Genomic DNA, 16,593 nt, shown 5'->3' on the forward strand with positions numbered 1-16,593 from the left:
CGGGCGCTGACGCGCTGTACCGCCCTTATAAACCCGCGAGAGCGCAGCGATTCGCCAGCCGTTGCCTTGGCCCTTGATCTTGATCTGGCCCTTGATCTGGCTCGTGATCTTGATCTACTGCGACTTCAGGAGGCCGAACGGAGGTCTTGCGGAGCGAGGTGACGGCCAGGAAGGCCGGCAAGGGCTGCGGGCCAGGAAGGCCCGTACAGCCCGGTCCTCGCGGGAGCAAGACCGGAGTGAGGGAACCCGCAGCGCAGCGAAGGGCCGGATGTAGGAGCAAGCGGTTTTTGGTTACTTTTTTCCAAGAAAAAAAGTGACCCGCCGTAAGGGCGGAAGGGGCCATCAGCGCCACCACATCAAACGGATAAGCCCCCTAAGCCCAAGGCATCTACACCGAACACATGCCCCGCGAAGAGGGCGGCACTGGCGAAACTGGACAGCGATCTGACCGCGCACAGGTCGACCCACCGCTGGGCTTTCCGATACAATGCGTCACCGTGCCGACCATCGAGTCGGAAAGTTCAGACGAGGTGTTCCATGGATATCATCGATACAATCAAAGAGCAGATCGCCAACAACACCGTTCTGCTTTACATGAAAGGCTCGCCAAACGCGCCTCAGTGCGGCTTCTCGTCCAAGGCAGCGCAAGCTGTGATGGGTTGCGGCGAAAAGTTCGCCTACGTCGACATTCTGCAGAACCCGGAAATCCGCGCCAACCTGCCCAAGTACGCCAACTGGCCGACCTTCCCGCAGCTGTGGGTGGCCGGCGAACTGGTCGGCGGCAGCGACATCATGGCCGAGATGTTCGCCAACGGCGAGCTGCAGACCCTGATCAAGGACGCGGCCGCCAAGGCCAAGGCCTCCGAGGCCTGATCCGCGCCAATGCCTGAGCGGCCCAGCCGCTCCTGCAGGCCATAAAAAAGCCCCGCACATGGCGGGGCTTTTTTATGGCCGGAAGAAACTTACTCTTCGCCCATCTGCGATTGCAGGTAGTTCTCGATGCCGATCTTGTCGATCAGGCTCAGCTGGGTTTCCAGCCAGTCGATGTGCTCTTCCTCGGACTCGAGGATGTCTTCGAGCATTTCCCGCGAGCCAAAGTCGCCCACCGTCTCGCAATGCGCGATGGCCGCTTTGAGGTCGACCAGGCCGCTCTGTTCGATCTTCAGGTCACAGGCGAGCATTTCCTTGGTGTGCTCGCCAATCAGCAGCTTGCCCAGGTCCTGAACGTTAGGGATGCCTTCGAGGAAGAGAATACGCTTGATCAGTTTGTCAGCGTGCTTCATCTCATCGATGGATTCCTTGTACTCGTGCTTGCCGAGCTTGTTCAGGCCCCAATCTTCGTACATGCGGGCGTGCAGGAAGTACTGGTTGATCGCGACCAGCTCGTTTCCGAGGATCTTGTTGAGATGCTGGATGACGCTTACGTCGCCTTTCATGTCCGGATTCCTGCCGTGTGAAGTGTGCCAATACAGCAAGTTTGAGCCTGGCAACTTCCACTGTCAAACCTAAGTTATTGAATAATAAATGAAATTTAATCGGAATAAGAATGTTTGTGAACCGCGTTAGAGTGCTAACTTATTGAATTAAAGGCATAAAAAAACCGGACACTCGGTCCGGTTCTTCAAATTCGCGGGTTATTTACGCCGCATTAAATTCGACGGGGTAGGGCAGGGCAGCCTGCTGGCTGGCCTGCAGGTCGCTCAAGGTTTCGCGGACCACCTGCTTGGCGAGACACGCGCATTTGCCACACTGGCTGGCCACATTGGTGGCGGCCCGGACGTCCTTGTAGCTGCAGCATCCTTCATAGATCGCATCGCGGATCTGTCCGTCGGTGACACCGACACAAAGACACACATACATAGAGGCTGACCATCGTCGTTGAGTCGATGCGTTGGAGAGTAATAGTAATGAGAATGCTTGTCAAAGCGCTTTCTCGACACGGGCGACCGGCGGTTCGATTCGGACTGTCACCTTAACCTGTGTATGATGGTCGGCCTTTGCTGGATGCCTGGCGGGCCCCCCGTGCAGGCAACGATTTTTCACCATCATCAGGAGATAACGATGAGCGTACTCGTTGGTAAACAAGCCCCCGACTTCACCGTTCCAGCTGTGCTGGGCAACGGCGAAATCGTCGACAGCTTCACCCTGTCCGAGGCCATCAAGGGCAAGTACGGCCTGGTGTTCTTCTACCCGCTGGACTTCACCTTCGTCTGCCCGTCCGAGCTGATCGCGCTGGACAACCGCATCCCGGACTTCGCTTCGCGCAACGTGGAAGTGATCGGCGTGTCGATCGACTCGCACTTCACCCACAACGCCTGGCGTAACACCCCGGTCAACAACGGCGGCATCGGCCAGGTCAAGTACACCCTGGCCGCTGACATCACCCACGAAATCTGCAAAGCCTACGACGTCGAGTCCGAAGGCGGCGTGGCCTTCCGTGGCGCCTTCCTGATCGACACCAACGGTGTTGTCCGTTCGCAGATCGTCAACGACCTGCCACTGGGCCGTAACATGGACGAGCTGCTGCGCCTGGTCGACGCCCTGCAATTCCACGAAGAGCACGGCGAAGTCTGCCCTGCCAACTGGAAAAAAGGCGACAAGGGCATGAACGCTTCGCCAGAAGGCGTTGCCGCCTACCTGAGCGAGAATGCTGGCAAGCTGTAAGCGCCACGCGAAAAAAAACCGGCCTTCATGGCCGGTTTTTTTTGCTTCAAGTTTCAAGCTGCAAGCTTCAAGGAGAAGCCGGGTGAACGCGAATTGCTCGTTCTTGCCGCTTGCAGCTCGCCACTTGCCGCTGGCGACTGTCAGTCGCGCCAGCCGCCCATGTCCTTCCAGCGGTTGACGATGCCGCAGAACAGGTCTGCGGTCTTCTCGGTGTCGTAGCGTGCCGAGTGCGCTTCACGCCCATCAAAGTCGATGTCGGCGCTCTGGCAGGCCCGCGCCAGCACCGTCTGGCCATAGGCAAGGCCGGCCAGGGTCGCGGTGTCGAAGCTGGAGAACGGGTGGAACGGGTTGCGCTTGAGGTCGTTGCGCGCGACGGCGGCGTTGAGGAAGCCGAGGTCGAAGGCACTGTTGTGGCCGACCAGGATCGCCCGCTTGCAGCCGTTGGCCTTGAGCGCCTTGCGCACGCTGCGGAAGATCTCGGTGAGGGCGCTTTCTTCACTCACCGCCATGCGCAGCGGGTGATCGAGCTTGATCCCGGTGAACTCCAGGGCTGCGGCCTCGATGTTGGCGCCCTCGAACGGCTCGACACGGAAGAAGTGGGTGTGTTCCGGGAACAGGAAACCCTTTTCGTCCATGCCGATGGTCACTGCGGCGATTTCCAGCAGCGCGTCGGTGGCGCTGTTGAAGCCGCCGGTCTCGACGTCGATGACGACCGGCAGGTAGCCACGGAAACGCTCGGCCATCGGATGGCGCGGGCCACCGGTGGACGCTTCCTGTTCGTCTTCGTACAGATCTTCACTCACGCGTTTTCCTCCAGCAGGCGCCAGCGCAGTTTTTCACCGGCGCGCAGCGGGATGACAGTGTGCTCGCCGAACGGCAGGCTGCTCGGCGCCGTCCACTCGTCGCGCACCAGGGTAATGGTGTCGGTGTTGGCCGGCAGGCCATAGAAGGCCGGGCCGTGCAGGCTGGCAAAGCCTTCCAGCTTGTCCAGCGCGTTACGCTGCTCGAACGCCTCGGCGTACATCTCGATCGCGGCGTAGGCGGTGTAGCAGCCGGCGCAGCCGCAGGCGGCTTCCTTGGCGTGCTGGGCGTGCGGTGCCGAGTCGGTGCCGAGGAAGAACTTGCGGTTGCCACTGGTGGCGGCATCCAGCAGCGCCACCTGGTGGGTGTTGCGCTTGAGGATCGGCAGGCAGTAGAAGTGCGGGCGAATGCCGCCGACCAGCATGTGGTTGCGGTTGTACAGCAGGTGCTGGGCAGTGATGGTCGCACCGACGTTGGCCGGGGCTTCGGTGACGAACTGCGCGGCATCGGCGGTGGTGATGTGCTCGAACACCACCTTGAGCGTCGGGAAACGCTCGACCAGACGGCGCATGTGCTCGTCGATGAAGCGCTTCTCGCGGTCGAACACGTCGATCTCGGCACGCGTCACTTCACCGTGCACCAGCAGCGGCATGCCGGTTTCGGCCAGCGCTTCGATGGCGGGGAAGATCTTGTCGATGCTGGTCACGCCGGAATCGGAGTTGGTCGTGGCGCCGGCCGGGTACAGCTTGGCGGCATACACGATGCCGCTGGCCTTGGCCGCGCGGATGTCATCCGGGCTGGTGCGGTCGGTGAGGTACAGCACCATCAGCGGCTCGAAGCGGCTGCCAGCCGGGCGCGCAGCGAGGATGCGCTCGCGGTAGGCGCCGGCTTCAGCGGCATCACGCACCGGCGGAACCAGGTTGGGCATGATGATGGCACGGGCGAAGGTACGCGCTACGTCGCCAACGGTGTGGGGCAGGACGGCACCATCGCGCAGATGGATGTGCCAGTCGTCGGGACGCAGGAGGGTCAGGCGGTCGGACATTGGGAATTCCAGGCGGGTCGAACTCAAGTGTGAATGCTACCGGAAAACCCCTGGCCGAGCACGGCTATCAAGTTTTCCCGCGACCGACCGATAGCCTGCAGGTAAGCCGTCAGAATTTGTGGAGCCTCCCGTGCGCCAGCATTACCTAGCCCTGTTCACTCTGTTTGCCAGCCTGCCGGCGGGCGCACTGACCTTCCAGACCCGGATGGAGAACATCGCCTGGAAGGTCGAGGGCGATCAGTTCGAGTGCCGTCTGGTCCAGCCCATCGAGGGTTTCGGCAGCGGCGAATTCGTCCGTCGTGCCGGCGAACAGCCGATTTTCCAGCTGCGCTCGGACAGCAATGTCCTCGGTGCCGGCTCGGCGACCTTGCTCGCCGCGGCCGCGCCGTGGCAGCCGGGTCGCAACGACATCAGCCTGGGCGCGGTGTCTATGGCCCGCACCGGGGTGTTGTTCAGCTCGTCCCAGGGCCAGGCCAGCCGGCTGATCAACGGTCTGCTGGACGGGCGCAGCACGGTGGTGCGCAACCACGCCGGCGAAGGTGGCCGGGCCATGGAGGTGCGCGTGTTGCCGGTGAGCTTTGCCAAGGCCTACGGCGACTATCAGCTGTGTGCCAGCAAACTGCTGCCGATGAACTACGACCAGATCCGCCAGACTCAGGTCGGTTTCCCCCGTGGCGTCGACCTGGACAGCAATGCCCGCGCGCGCCTGGACGTGATCCTCGACTACCTGAAGGCCGATCCGTCGGTGAACCACATCGAGCTCAACGGCCACTCCGACAATGGCGGCAATCGTCTGGCCAACCGTGAAGACTCGCGGCGCCGGGCCCTCGCGGTCGCCGACTACCTGAAGGCGCATGGCGTGCCGGAAGAGCAGATCAGCGTGCGCTTCCATGGCGAGCGCTACCCGTTGGTGAAGAACACCAGCGCCGCCAACCGGGCGCGCAACCGCCGGGTCAACATCGAGCTGGACCGGGTCACGCCGGTTGAGAAGCCCGTCGAGAAACCGGCGGAGCCGCCTGCTGCTGCGCCTGCACCAGCCACAACGCCTGCGGCACAGGCCCCGGCCAGCGCGCCTGCGGCCAAGCCACTGTAAGCGACGAAGCGTCGCGCCATCGACAGTTCCTGTCGCTTTGTCGTCAGAAGCTGTCGCCCCACTGTAAATTTCCCGTCGACGCCGGTAGAATCAATCGCTTTCCGTACAACCCCGTGGAGTGATGGCATGGCGGACGTAAATAAGGTCGTACTGGCGTATTCCGGCGGCCTTGATACTTCGGTGATTCTCAAGTGGCTGCAGGACACCTACAACTGCGAAGTGGTGACCTTCACCGCTGACCTGGGGCAGGGCGAAGAGGTCGAACCGGCCCGCGCCAAGGCTCAGGCGATGGGCGTCAAAGAAATCTACATCGACGACCTGCGCGAAGAATTCGTGCGTGACTTCGTGTTCCCGATGTTCCGCGCCAACACCGTCTACGAAGGCGAGTACCTGCTGGGTACTTCCATCGCGCGTCCGCTGATCGCCAAGCGCCTGATCGAAATCGCCAACGAAACCGGCGCCGACGCCATTTCCCACGGCGCGACCGGCAAAGGTAACGACCAGGTGCGTTTCGAGCTGGGTGCCTACGCGCTCAAGCCAGGCGTCAAGGTCATCGCCCCATGGCGTGAGTGGGACCTGCTGTCCCGCGAGAAGCTGATGGACTACGCCGAGAAGCACGGTATCCCGATCGAGCGTCACGGCAAGAAGAAGTCGCCGTACTCGATGGACGCCAACCTGCTGCACATCTCCTACGAAGGCGGTGTCCTGGAAGATACCTGGACCGAGCACGAAGAAGACATGTGGCGTTGGAGCGTTTCTCCGGAGAACGCCCCGGACCAGGCCACCTACCTCGAGCTGACCTACCGCAACGGTGACATCGTCGCCATCGACGGCGTCGAGAAGTCCCCGGCCACCGTGCTCGCCGAGCTCAACCAGATTGGCGGCGCCAACGGCATCGGCCGTCTGGACATCGTCGAAAACCGTTATGTCGGCATGAAGTCGCGCGGTTGCTACGAGACGCCGGGCGGTACCATCATGCTGCGGGCTCACCGTGCCATCGAGTCGATCACCCTCGACCGTGAAGTGGCTCACCTGAAAGACGAGCTGATGCCCAAGTACGCCAGCCTGATCTACACCGGTTACTGGTGGAGCCCGGAGCGTGCGATGCTGCAGCAGATGATCGACGCTTCGCAGGTCAACGTGAATGGTGTGGTTCGCCTGAAGCTGTACAAGGGCAACATCACTATCGTTGGCCGCAAGTCGGACGATTCGCTGTTCGATGCCAACATCGCGACCTTTGAGGAAGACGGCGGCGCCTATAACCAGGCTGACGCTGCGGGCTTTATCAAGCTCAATGCGCTGCGTATGCGGATTGCTGCGAACAAGGGCCGTTCGTTGCTCTGATTCGTTGGTAGGCAGTTTGAGAACCCCGGCCTGGTGCTGGGGTTTTTTGTTTGTGGGGGGAGGGGGCTTATCCATTCTTTGGAGTGGGGCTACTGGCCCCTTCCGCCCTTACGGCGGGTCACTTTTTTTCTTGGAAAAAAGTAACCAAAAACCGCTTGCTCCTGCATCCGGCCCTTCGCTGCGCTACGGGTTCCCTCACTCCGGCCTTGCTCCCGCGAGGACCGGGCTGTACGGGCCTTCCTGGCCCGCAGCCCTTGCCGGCCTTCCTGGCCGTCACCTCGCTTCGCAAGACCTCCGTTCGGCCTCCTGAAGTCGCGGTAGATCAAGATCACGAGCCAGATCAAAGGCCAGATCAAGTGCCAGGGCAACGGCTGGCGAATCGCTGCGCTCTCGCTTGTTTATAAGGGCGGTACAGCGCGTCAGCGCCAGAATGTGCATTGGCAGTGCCGGCCTCTTCGCGGGTAAACCCGCTCCCACAGGTTCTCTGCTGGCCGTAAGGCCACCACGGCCCCTGTGGGAGCGGGTTTACCCGCGAAGAGGCCAAGCTATCCACTACCATTGCCACTATCGAAGATAACGCCAGCCCAGGCGCCACCCGTAACTTGGCGACCTCAGGAGGCCGAACGGAGGTCTTGCGGAGCGGGGTGACGGCCAGGAAGGCCGGCAAGGGCTGGGGGCCAGGAAGGCCCCTACAGCCCGGTCCACGCGGGAGCAAGGCCGGAGTGAGGGAACCCGCAGCGCAGCGGAGGGCCGGATGTGGGAGCCAGCGGTTTTTGGTTACTTTTTTCCAAGAAAAAAAGTGACCCGCCGTAAGGGCGGAAGGGGCCATCAGCGCCACTACATGGAACGGATAAGCCCCCCAAAGCCCAAAGCCCAAAGCCCAACGCATCTACACCAAACGCACCCAAGGCCAAAAAGGGCTGCATCGGCAGCCCTTTGCGGTGTCACAGCTCGGGATCGACCTCGCTGCCATACATGTCCGACTCTTTATACAGGTCATGCACATGGCGCAGCAGCACCATGATCACCGCCGCCACCGGCAAGGCCAGCAGCACCCCGGTGAAGCCAAACAGCTCGCCGCCGGCAAGAATGGCAAAGATCACCGCCACCGGGTGCAGGCCGATACGGTCGCCCACCAGCATCGGCGTCAGGACCATGCCTTCGAGCGCCTGGCCCACCATGAACACCGCGACGATGCCGAGCATCGGGTACAGGTCGCCGCCAAACTGGAACAGCCCGGCGATCAATGCCGCGCCGATACCAATGATGAAGCCCATGTACGGCACGATCGCCGCCAACCCGGCCAGCAGGCCGATCAACAGGCCCAGCTCCAGCCCGACCAGCATCAACCCACCGGCGTAGATCACGCCCAGCGCCAGCATCACCAGCAACTGGCCACGGACGAACGCACCGAGTACCTCATGGCACTCGCCAGCCAGCTCCACCACCTGCGATTCGCGCTGGCGCGGCAGCAGGCTGCGCAGCTTGGCCATCATCAGGTCCCAGTCGCGCAGCAGGTAGAAGCCCACCACCGGGATCAGCACCAGGTTGGCCAGCCAGGCCAGCAGCGCCAGGCTCGAAGCCGTGGCCTGGGACAACAGCACGCCGACGATGTCGGTGGTCTCGCCCATGTGCGCGCCGACGGCGGCCTTGATCTTGTCGAACTTCCAGAAGCCATCCGCCAGCCCCAGGCGGCTCTGCACCCATGGCAGGGCAACATGCTGCAGCCAGTCGAGCACCTGCGGCGTCAGCTCATAGAGGCGCACCAGCTGCTTGGCCAGCATCGGGATCAGTACCAACAGCAGGGCCATGAAGATCAGCGTGAACAGGCTGAACACCACCACCACGCCCCAGGTGCGCGACAGGCCCAGCCGCTCCAGGCGATCAACCAGTGGGTCGGCCAGATAAGCCAGGAGAATGCCGATCAGGAACGGTGAAAGAATATTGTGCAGGCTGTACAGCAGCACGGCGATCAGCAGGGCCACGCCCAGCCACACCCAACGGCGCAGGTCAGTCATCATGTGCATCGTTCCTTACCAACCAAATCGCAGGCCATCGAACGGCTTGGGCGCCGTCGCCTGGACCGCCCCCGGCTGTTCGTTGGGGGTAACGCCCTGAGGGGCCGGGGCCGGGGGCTCGGCAGGTGCCGCAGCGTCGGCCTGCAGTTCATGCAGCTTGGCCAGGCCCAACTGGGCGCGCAGCTGGTCGCGATTGCCGGTGACCTGGTAGGTCAGGGTGCCGCCGTCGGCCAGCTGCAGGCGCGGGCCATAGGGCTCGAGTACGCGGCTCAGCTCGGCATAGCGCTTCAGGTTCATGCCCTGCACCTGGACCTGCAGCTCGCTGCTGGCGCCGGGACGGGTGACATAGCGCGGCGCCAGGCGGCTGCTCACGGCGAGCATCACCGCATCGGCCAGGGCCGCCTGATCGGCGCCTTCGGCCTGGCCCTGCTCGCGCTGGTCGCCCAGCCACAGCTGCCATTTGCCCTGCCACTTGCCGTCGGCTTCATGGGCGTGCACGGCCAGCAAGGCATCGGCGCCATAGCGTTCGGACGCTTCGCGCAGCGCGGCGGGGTCCTTGCCTTCGAGTTGCTTGGCAGTGGCCACCAGTTGTTCCTGCAGGTCGGCCAACGGCAGCCGCAGCGGCAAGCCGCGGTGCTGGGCGGCCTGGCGCAGCGGTTGGGCCGCGCCCTGGCCGTCACCGACCAGGCTGCTGCCGTCGACCGTGTCGTTCAGCCACCAGCCAAGAATTGACGGCCGGTTGTTGCCCCACAAGGCCAGCCCGGCCTTGCGCAAGGCGCGCTCGGTGCTGCCGGGGTCGAACTCGACCAGCACGCTTTCCGGCGGGCCGGCATCGCTGCCGACCTGGTTGATGATTTGTTGCGGGTCTTTGCGCAGGGCGGCCAGGGCCGGGTTCTGCGGGGCCTTGGGGTCGCCGGTGAGGCGCAGCACCAAGGTATCCAGGGCACGCCCGGTGGCCTGGGTGCGGGCATCGCTGCCCTGCCCTTCGAGGGGTTCGCGGACCTGGTAGAGGCCGGCAACGCTTTCTGCCTGGGCCGCACCGGCCAGCAGGGCCAGGCCGGCCACAGCCAGGTAATTGACAACACGCATGGAGGATTCCTGTCCTGATGAACGAGGGGCGCGGAGCACCGAACCTGCTGGCTGTGACCGCAGCGCGTGAAGAACGCTCCGTCGGGCCAGCGATTTGCTCCGATCGCCATGCCTATACCTTATACAGCCACCGCCCTGGCAACCAGTCGCGGACCGTGAAAGGATGTTTTTGCCGATTTCCCACCCTGCCCGTCGGCCTGAGGATGGCCGCTGCCCGGCAACCCTGATAAAATCGCGCGCCTTCGCAGACCAGTGACGAACAGGCAGCCGCCGCTGCAACAGCCGGCCTTGGCCGTCGCGGTCGTTTTCCCGAATCCCTCCCTCCTAAAGGCCTGGATCAATGAGCAAGCAACCCTCCCTGAGCTACAAGGACGCCGGTGTAGACATCGACGCCGGCGAAGCACTGGTCGAACGCATCAAGGGCGTGGCCAAGCGCACCGCACGCCCTGAGGTCATGGGTGGCCTGGGCGGCTTCGGCGCCCTCTGCGAGATCCCGGCCGGCTACAAACAGCCGGTTCTGGTCTCCGGCACCGACGGCGTCGGCACCAAGCTGCGCCTGGCGCTGAACCTGAACAAGCACGACAGCATCGGCCAGGACCTGGTCGCCATGTGCGTCAACGACCTGGTGGTCTGCGGTGCCGAGCCGCTGTTCTTCCTCGACTACTACGCCACCGGCAAGCTCAACGTCGACGTCGCCGCCACCGTGGTGACCGGCATTGGCGCGGGTTGCGAGCTGGCTGGCTGCTCCCTGGTCGGTGGTGAAACCGCCGAGATGCCGGGCATGTACGAAGGCGAAGACTACGACCTGGCCGGCTTCTGCGTCGGCGTGGTCGAGAAGGCCGAGATCATCGACGGCTCGAAAGTCGCCAGCGGTGACGCCCTGATCGCCCTGCCATCGTCCGGCCCGCACTCCAACGGCTACTCGCTGATCCGCAAGATCCTCGAAGTGTCCGGCACCGACATCGAGAGCACCCAGCTCGACGGTACCCCGCTGGCCGACCTGCTGATGGCCCCGACGCGTATCTACGTCAAGCCGCTGCTCAAGCTGATCAAGGACACCGGCGCGGTCAAGGCCATGGCCCACATCACCGGTGGTGGCCTGCTCGACAACATCCCGCGGGTACTGCCGAAGAACGCCCAGGCGATCATCGACGTGGCCAGCTGGCAGCGTCCGGTGGTGTTCGACTTCCTGCAGGAAAAAGGCAACGTCGACGAGCACGAGATGCACCGCGTACTGAACTGCGGCGTGGGCATGGTCATCTGCGTTGCCCAGGACCAGGTCGACAACGCCCTGAACGTGCTGCGCGCCGCCGGTGAGCAGCCATGGGTCATCGGCCAGATCGCCGATGCCGCCGAAGGCGCTGCCCAGGTCGACCTGCAGAACCTCAAGGCACACTGATGCCGAGCAAGTCCTGCAACGTGGTGGTGTTGCTGTCGGGTTCCGGCAGCAACCTGCAAGCGCTGATCGACAACAGCCGTGGCCCTGACAGCCCGGTGCGCATCTGCGGGGTGATCGCCAACCGTGCCGACGCCTATGGCCTCGAGCGGGCCAAGGCCGCCGGCATCGACACCGCGGTCCTGCAACACCAGGGTTTCGACGGCCGTGAAGCCTTCGATGCGGCGCTGATGGCGCTGATCGACCGCTTCGCCCCGGACCTGGTGGTGCTGGCCGGCTTCATGCGCATCCTCAGTGGCGGCTTCGTGCGCCACTACCAGGGCCGCCTGCTCAACATCCACCCGTCGTTGCTGCCCAAGTACAAGGGCCTGCATACCCACCAGCGCGCGCTGGAGGCGGGTGATGCCGAGCATGGCTGCAGCGTGCACTTCGTCACCGAGGAACTCGATGGCGGGCCTCTGGTCGTACAGGCTGTGGTAGCGGTGACGGCAGACGACACCGCGCAGAGCCTGGCCAGCCGGGTTCACCAGCAAGAACACCAGATCTACCCGCTGGCGGTGCGCTGGTTCGCCGAAGGACGCTTGCGTCTGGGTGAACACGGTGCGTTACTGGATGGCCAGCCGCTGGCGGCCAGCGGTCACTTGATTCGACCTTAGGAGAATGTATGCGTCGCGCCCTGCTGATGGCTCTCGCCGTGCTTGCCCTGCCCCTCCAGGCAGCTGAACTCAAGCCGTTTTCGGCCAGCTACACCGCCGACTGGAAGCAGCTGCCCATGAGCGGCACCGCCGAGCGCAGCCTGGTCAAGAATGCCAACGGGACCTGGGACCTTAACTTCAAGGCTTCCATGATGATCGCCAGCCTGACCGAGCAAAGCACGCTGAAGCTGGACAACGACACCCTGCTGCCACAGAAGTACCACTTCGAGCGTGGCGGCCTGGGCAAGGCCAAGAAGGTCGACCTGGACTTCGACTGGAGCAGCAAGAAGGTCACCGGCAGCGACCGTGGCGATGCCATCAACCTGCCGCTCAACCGCGGTGTGCTGGACAAGTCGTCGTATCAGCTGGCGCTGCAGCATGACGTTGCCGCGGGCAAGAAGAGCATGACCTACCAGGTGGTCGACGGTGACGAGATCGACACCTACGACTTCCGCGTACTGGGCACCGAGAAGGTCACCACCAAGACCGGCCAGGTCGATGCGGTCAAGGTCGAGCGCGTGCGCGACCCGAGCCAGAGCAAGCGCATCACCGAGCTGTGGTTCGCCAAGGACTGGGACTACCTGCTGGTGCAACTGCGCCAGGTCGAGACCGACGGCAAGGAGTACGTGATCGTGCTGCAGGATGGCACGGTCGATGGCAGGTCGGTCAAAGGCAATTGATGGCCTGAGGCTGGTTGCTGGATCTGGAGACCCCGCCGTGTGCGGGGTTTCTTTTTTGGGCTTGGCTTGGCTTGCAAGTTATGGGCTTATCCATTCGATGTGGTGGCGCTTATGGCCCCTTCCGCCCTTACGGCGGGTCACTTTTTTTCTTGGAAAAAAGTAACCAAAAACCGCCGGCTCCCACATACGGCCCTCCGCTGCGCTGCGGGTTCCCTCACTCCGGCCTTGCTCCCGCGTGGACCGGGCTGTACGGGCCTTCCTGGCCCGCAGCCCTTGCCGGCCATCCATGGCCGTCACCTCGCTCCGCAAGACCTCCGTTCGGCCTCCTGAGGTCGCCAAGTTACGGGTGGCGCCTGGGCTGGCGTTATCTTCGACAGTGGCAATGGTGGTGGATAGTTTGGCCTCTTCGCGGGTAAACCCGCTCCCACAGGGACCGCAGTGGCCTTACAGTCAGCAGAGAACCTGTGGGAGCGGGTTTACCCGCGAAGAGGCCGGAACTGCCAATGCAAATTCTGGCGCTGACGCGCTGTACCGCCCTTATAAACCCGCGAGAGCGCAGCGATTCGCCAGCCGTTGCCCTGGCCCTTGATCTGGCCTTTGATCTTGATCTGGCTTGTGATCTTGATCTACCGCGACTTCAGGAGGCCGAACGGAGGTCTTGCGGAGTGAGGTGACGGCCATGGATGGCCGGCAAGCGCCGCGGGCCAGGAAGGCCCGTCCGGCGCGGTCCTCACGGGAGCAAGGCCGGAGTGAGGGAACCCGTAGCGCAGCGAAGGGCCGGATGCAGGAGCCAAGACCTTTTGGTTACTTTTGGGGCGTTTGCCAAAAGTGACCCGCCGTAAGGGCGGAAGGGGCCAGTAGCCGCACCCCACCCAATGGATAAGCCCCCTACCCAACCGGCATCAACGCCAGCCCCAGCACCACCGCCAACTCCAGCAACTCCAGCAGCGCTCCGGCTGTATCCCCGGTCGTACCGCCCAGCCGCCGGCACATAACCTGGCGCAACGCGATAAACACCCCCAGCGAAAGCAGCAGCACCCACACCGCCGCCCACCCGCCCATCACCCCACAGCCCAAAGCACTAGCCACCAGCACCCAACCAGCAGCGCGCCGCGGCAGGTGTTCGGCCAAGGCCTGCCCCAGCCCCCCCGGCCGTACATACGGCGTACTCAGAAACAACCCCAGCAACGCCGCCCGCCCAATCACCGGCGCCAGCAGCAACAAGGCCCCCGCCCCCCGCTCCACCAGCACCCACAGCGCACAGAACTTCAACAGCAGCACCAACCCCAGCGTCACCACCGCGATCGGCCCACTGCGCGGGTCCTTCATGATCAGCAAGGTGCGCTCACGATCACCAAAACCACCCAGCCAGGCATCCGCGCTGTCAGCCAGGCCATCCAGGTGCAAGGCGCCGCTGAGCACCACCCACAGCGTCAACAGCAACGCCGCGTGCAACGGCGCCGCCGTGCCCTGCAGCAGATAACTGGCCAGCCACAGCAGCCCCCCGAACAGCAGCCCGACCAGCGGGTAGAACAGCAACGAGCGACCGTTTTCACGCGGCGCCGGCATGCCGGGCAGGGTTACCGGCAGGCTGCTGAGAAATTGCAGGGCAATCCACCAGGGCAGCATCTCAAGCCACCTCCCGCAACTGCCCGTCCTGCAGCGTCAGGCGCACCAACGCAGCATGGCCAACCTCGACCTGCAACAACTGCTCACGCGGCAAGCCACGCGCCCGCGCCAGCAACAGGCGCATCACCCCGCCATGGGTTACCAGCAGCACGCGCTTGCCGGCATAGCGGCCCTGCAAGCGCTCGATGGCCGCCAGCACCCGCGCCGAAAACGCCTCCACCGGCTCGCCAGCCGGCGGCGTAAAGGCATACGGATCGGCCCAGAAAAGCCCGAGCTGCTCGGCCTGGGTCTCCATCAACTGCGCAGCGCTATGGCCCTCCCAGTCACCAAAATGCAGCTCCTGAACGCCGGCTTCACGGTGCACCGGCAACGCCAGTCGCGCGCCCAGTTCCTCGGCGAAGCGCGCACAGCGCTGCAGCGGCGAACTCACCAGCACATCCCACGGGCCGGCCTGTGCCACCGCCGCACGCATCTGCGCCCAGCCGTGCTCGGTCAGGGCGTCGTCGAGGCTGCCGCGCAGGCCGCCACCCAGTTCTGTCTCACCGTGACGCAGCAGGTCGAGGATCATGCCGGGCGGTCCGCCACTGCCGCTTCGGCGAAGGTCGCCATCTGCCCGTGCAGCGCGCAGGCCAGGCGCATCAGCGGTACCGCCAGCGCCGCGCCACTGCCCTCACCCAGGCGCAGGCCAAGGGCCAGCAACGGCTCGGCCTGCAGGGCCGCGAGCAGCGCCTGATGGCCAGGCTCGGCGCCTTGATGGGCGAACAGCAGCCAGGCCCGGCAGTGCGGGTTGAGGCGCACCGCGACCAGCGCGGCGACGCTGCAGATGAAACCGTCGACCAGCACCGCCACCCCTTGCTGGGCACAGGCCAGGTAGGCACCGGCCAACGCGGCGATCTCGAACCCGCCCACGCAGGCCAGGGCCTGCAACGGGTCGTCGGCGCGCAGCCCGTGCAGCACCAGGGCGCGCTCGATCACCTCGGCCTTGTGGCGCACCCCAGCGCTGTCCAGGCCGGTGCCCGGCCCACTCAACTCGCGCGCCGGGCAACCAAGCAAGGTGCTCGCCACAGCGGCGGCGGCGGTGGTGTTGCCGATGCCCATCTCGCCGCCGATAAACAGCTGCGCGCCCGCCTCGGCCGCGCGCGATGCGCTGTCGCGGCCCGCCTGCAGCGCCGCGCGCAGTTGCGCGTCGGTCATCGCCGGGCGCTGGGCGAAGTTGGCCGTGCCGGCGCCCAGGCGCAAGTGGCGCACCCCAGGCAGCGCCAACGCGGGGTCGATGGTGCCCAGGTCGACCACTTCCAGGCTGGCGTCGAGCTGGCGGGCGAGCACGCTGATCGCCGCACCGCCACCGACGAAGTTGCGCAGCATCTGCCCGGTGACCGCCTGCGGGTAAGCCGAGATGCCCTCCTCGACCACGCCATGGTCGCCGGCAAAAATGGTGATCGCGACCCGCTCCAGGCTCGGCCGCTCACGCCCTTGCAGGCCGGCCAGGGTCAGCGCCAGGGTTTCCAGCTGGCCCAGCGAGCCGGCGGGTTTGGTCAGTTGCTGCTGACGGGCGCGGGCCTGCTCCATGGCCGCGTGGTCGACAGGTTGGCAGGCATCGCGCCACCAGGATTGAGTCATAGAGCAGGTCCTTTGAGCATGAGGGGAAGGCCGGCCACGGTCAGCACCACGCGCTCGCAGCGCTCGGCCACGGCCTGGTGCAGCCAGCCGGCCTGGTCGACGTAGCGGCGGGTCAGCTCGCCCATGGGCACCACGCCCAGGCCGGTTTCGTTGCTGACCAGGATAATCGTGCCGGGCAGGCTTTGCAGGCAGTCGAGCAGCGCGTCACGCTCGGCGGCCAGGCGCGGGTCGTCGTCGAGCATCAGCAGGTTGGTCAACCACAGGGTCAGGCAGTCGACCAGCAGGCAGCGACCGTCGGCCGCTTCGGCGCGCAGTACCGCGGCCAGCTGCAGCGGTTCTTCGATCAGTTGCCAGTGCGCGGGGCGGCGCTGGCGGTGCAGGCGCACCCGTTCGTTCATTTCGCCGTCGAGCGGCTCGCTGGTGGCGATGTAGGTCACCGCCAGGCCAGTGTCCTGGGCCAGCTGTTCGGCCAGGCGGCTCTTGCCCGAGCGGGCGCCGCCAAGGATCAGGTTGCGCATG

The 16,593-nt window shown here is 64.5% G+C and carries 17 protein-coding genes; 7 read left to right on the plus strand and 10 right to left on the minus strand.

What is annotated here, in order from left to right; genetic code table 11:
• Positions 1-537 precede the first annotated feature (537 nt).
• Positions 538-873: a Grx4 family monothiol glutaredoxin gene (grxD, locus tag CCOS865_RS16325; RefSeq protein ID WP_119142653.1), complete on the plus strand. Its 336-nt coding sequence runs from the start codon at positions 538-540 to the stop codon at positions 871-873.
• An 89-nt stretch (positions 874-962) separates the two neighbouring features.
• Here the strand turns inward: grxD and bfr are convergent, their stop codons facing one another.
• Both bfr and CCOS865_RS16335 read right to left on the minus strand, forming a co-directional pair.
• Complete coding sequence (bfr, locus tag CCOS865_RS16330) at positions 963-1,436, minus strand: bacterioferritin (protein WP_119142655.1); 474 nt, start codon at positions 1,434-1,436, stop codon at positions 963-965.
• A 202-nt stretch (positions 1,437-1,638) separates the two neighbouring features.
• Positions 1,639-1,860 (minus strand): bacterioferritin-associated ferredoxin, encoded by a 222-nt coding sequence (locus CCOS865_RS16335; RefSeq protein WP_119142657.1) that lies wholly within the window; start codon positions 1,858-1,860, stop codon positions 1,639-1,641.
• Positions 1,861-2,061: 201 nt separating this feature from the next.
• Here CCOS865_RS16335 and CCOS865_RS16340 point away from each other — a divergent pair, with 201 nt between their 5' ends.
• Positions 2,062-2,664, plus strand: coding sequence for a peroxiredoxin (locus CCOS865_RS16340; protein ID WP_119142659.1), 603 nt, complete (start codon positions 2,062-2,064; stop codon positions 2,662-2,664).
• 140 nt (positions 2,665-2,804) lie between these two features.
• On the opposite strand, the gene rnt is transcribed toward CCOS865_RS16340, so the two are convergent.
• Both rnt and pyrC read right to left on the minus strand, forming a co-directional pair.
• Entirely contained in the window at positions 2,805-3,467 is a 663-nt protein-coding gene (gene rnt / locus CCOS865_RS16345) for a ribonuclease T (RefSeq protein ID WP_119142661.1), read from the minus strand.
• A complete protein-coding gene (gene pyrC, locus CCOS865_RS16350) occupies positions 3,464-4,510 on the minus strand; it encodes a dihydroorotase (RefSeq protein WP_119142663.1) in 1,047 nt (348 codons plus the stop codon). The genes rnt and pyrC overlap by 4 nt, the downstream gene beginning before the upstream one ends.
• A 130-nt stretch (positions 4,511-4,640) precedes the next feature.
• Between pyrC and CCOS865_RS16355 the strand changes: the two genes are divergently transcribed.
• Positions 4,641-5,603, plus strand: coding sequence for a flagellar protein MotY (locus CCOS865_RS16355; protein ID WP_119142665.1), 963 nt, complete (start codon positions 4,641-4,643; stop codon positions 5,601-5,603).
• Positions 5,604-5,729: 126 nt separating this feature from the next.
• Entirely contained in the window at positions 5,730-6,947 is a 1,218-nt protein-coding gene (locus CCOS865_RS16360; RefSeq protein WP_119142667.1) for an argininosuccinate synthase, read from the plus strand.
• A gap of 944 nt (positions 6,948-7,891) precedes the next feature.
• Here CCOS865_RS16360 and CCOS865_RS16365 read toward each other — a convergent pair.
• Both CCOS865_RS16365 and CCOS865_RS16370 read right to left on the minus strand, forming a co-directional pair.
• Entirely contained in the window at positions 7,892-8,965 is a 1,074-nt protein-coding gene (locus tag CCOS865_RS16365; protein WP_119142754.1) for an AI-2E family transporter, read from the minus strand.
• A 15-nt stretch (positions 8,966-8,980) separates the two neighbouring features.
• The gene (locus tag CCOS865_RS16370) at positions 8,981-10,054 is read right to left on the minus strand and encodes a DUF2066 domain-containing protein (RefSeq protein WP_119142669.1); all 1,074 of its coding nucleotides are present in this window, start codon (positions 10,052-10,054) and stop codon (positions 8,981-8,983) included.
• A gap of 340 nt (positions 10,055-10,394) precedes the next feature.
• On the opposite strand from CCOS865_RS16370, the gene purM reads away from it, so the two are divergent.
• The 3 genes from purM to CCOS865_RS16385 are packed head-to-tail and all read left to right on the plus strand — an operon-like array spanning position 10,395 to position 12,825.
• Positions 10,395-11,453: a phosphoribosylformylglycinamidine cyclo-ligase gene (gene purM, locus CCOS865_RS16375; RefSeq protein WP_119142671.1), complete on the plus strand. Its 1,059-nt coding sequence runs from the start codon at positions 10,395-10,397 to the stop codon at positions 11,451-11,453.
• On the plus strand, positions 11,453-12,106 hold the full coding sequence (purN, locus tag CCOS865_RS16380; protein WP_119142673.1) for a phosphoribosylglycinamide formyltransferase: 654 nt from the start codon (positions 11,453-11,455) through the stop codon (positions 12,104-12,106). Before purM ends, purN begins: the two co-directional genes overlap by 1 nt.
• Before the next feature lie 8 nt (positions 12,107-12,114).
• The gene (locus tag CCOS865_RS16385) at positions 12,115-12,825 is read left to right on the plus strand and encodes a DUF3108 domain-containing protein (RefSeq protein WP_119142675.1); all 711 of its coding nucleotides are present in this window, start codon (positions 12,115-12,117) and stop codon (positions 12,823-12,825) included.
• 888 nt (positions 12,826-13,713) lie between these two features.
• Here CCOS865_RS16385 and CCOS865_RS16395 read toward each other — a convergent pair.
• From CCOS865_RS16395 to cobU, 4 genes are read right to left on the minus strand one after another with little or no spacing between them, the layout of a single operon-like run.
• Entirely contained in the window at positions 13,714-14,454 is a 741-nt protein-coding gene (locus CCOS865_RS16395) for an adenosylcobinamide-GDP ribazoletransferase (protein ID WP_119142677.1), read from the minus strand.
• A gap of 1 nt (position 14,455) precedes the next feature.
• The gene (gene cobC, locus CCOS865_RS16400) at positions 14,456-15,022 is read right to left on the minus strand and encodes an alpha-ribazole phosphatase family protein (protein WP_119142679.1); all 567 of its coding nucleotides are present in this window, start codon (positions 15,020-15,022) and stop codon (positions 14,456-14,458) included.
• Positions 15,019-16,074: a nicotinate-nucleotide--dimethylbenzimidazole phosphoribosyltransferase gene (cobT, locus tag CCOS865_RS16405; RefSeq protein ID WP_119142681.1), complete on the minus strand. Its 1,056-nt coding sequence runs from the start codon at positions 16,072-16,074 to the stop codon at positions 15,019-15,021. Before cobT ends, cobC begins: the two co-directional genes overlap by 4 nt.
• The gene (gene cobU / locus CCOS865_RS16410; protein WP_119142682.1) at positions 16,071-16,592 is read right to left on the minus strand and encodes a bifunctional adenosylcobinamide kinase/adenosylcobinamide-phosphate guanylyltransferase; all 522 of its coding nucleotides are present in this window, start codon (positions 16,590-16,592) and stop codon (positions 16,071-16,073) included. The genes cobT and cobU overlap by 4 nt, the downstream gene beginning before the upstream one ends.
• Position 16,593: the final 1 nt, after the last annotated feature.

The sequence above is a fragment of the Pseudomonas reidholzensis genome, from assembly GCF_900536025.1.
In the GTDB taxonomy this organism is placed as follows: domain Bacteria; phylum Pseudomonadota; class Gammaproteobacteria; order Pseudomonadales; family Pseudomonadaceae; genus Aquipseudomonas; species Aquipseudomonas reidholzensis.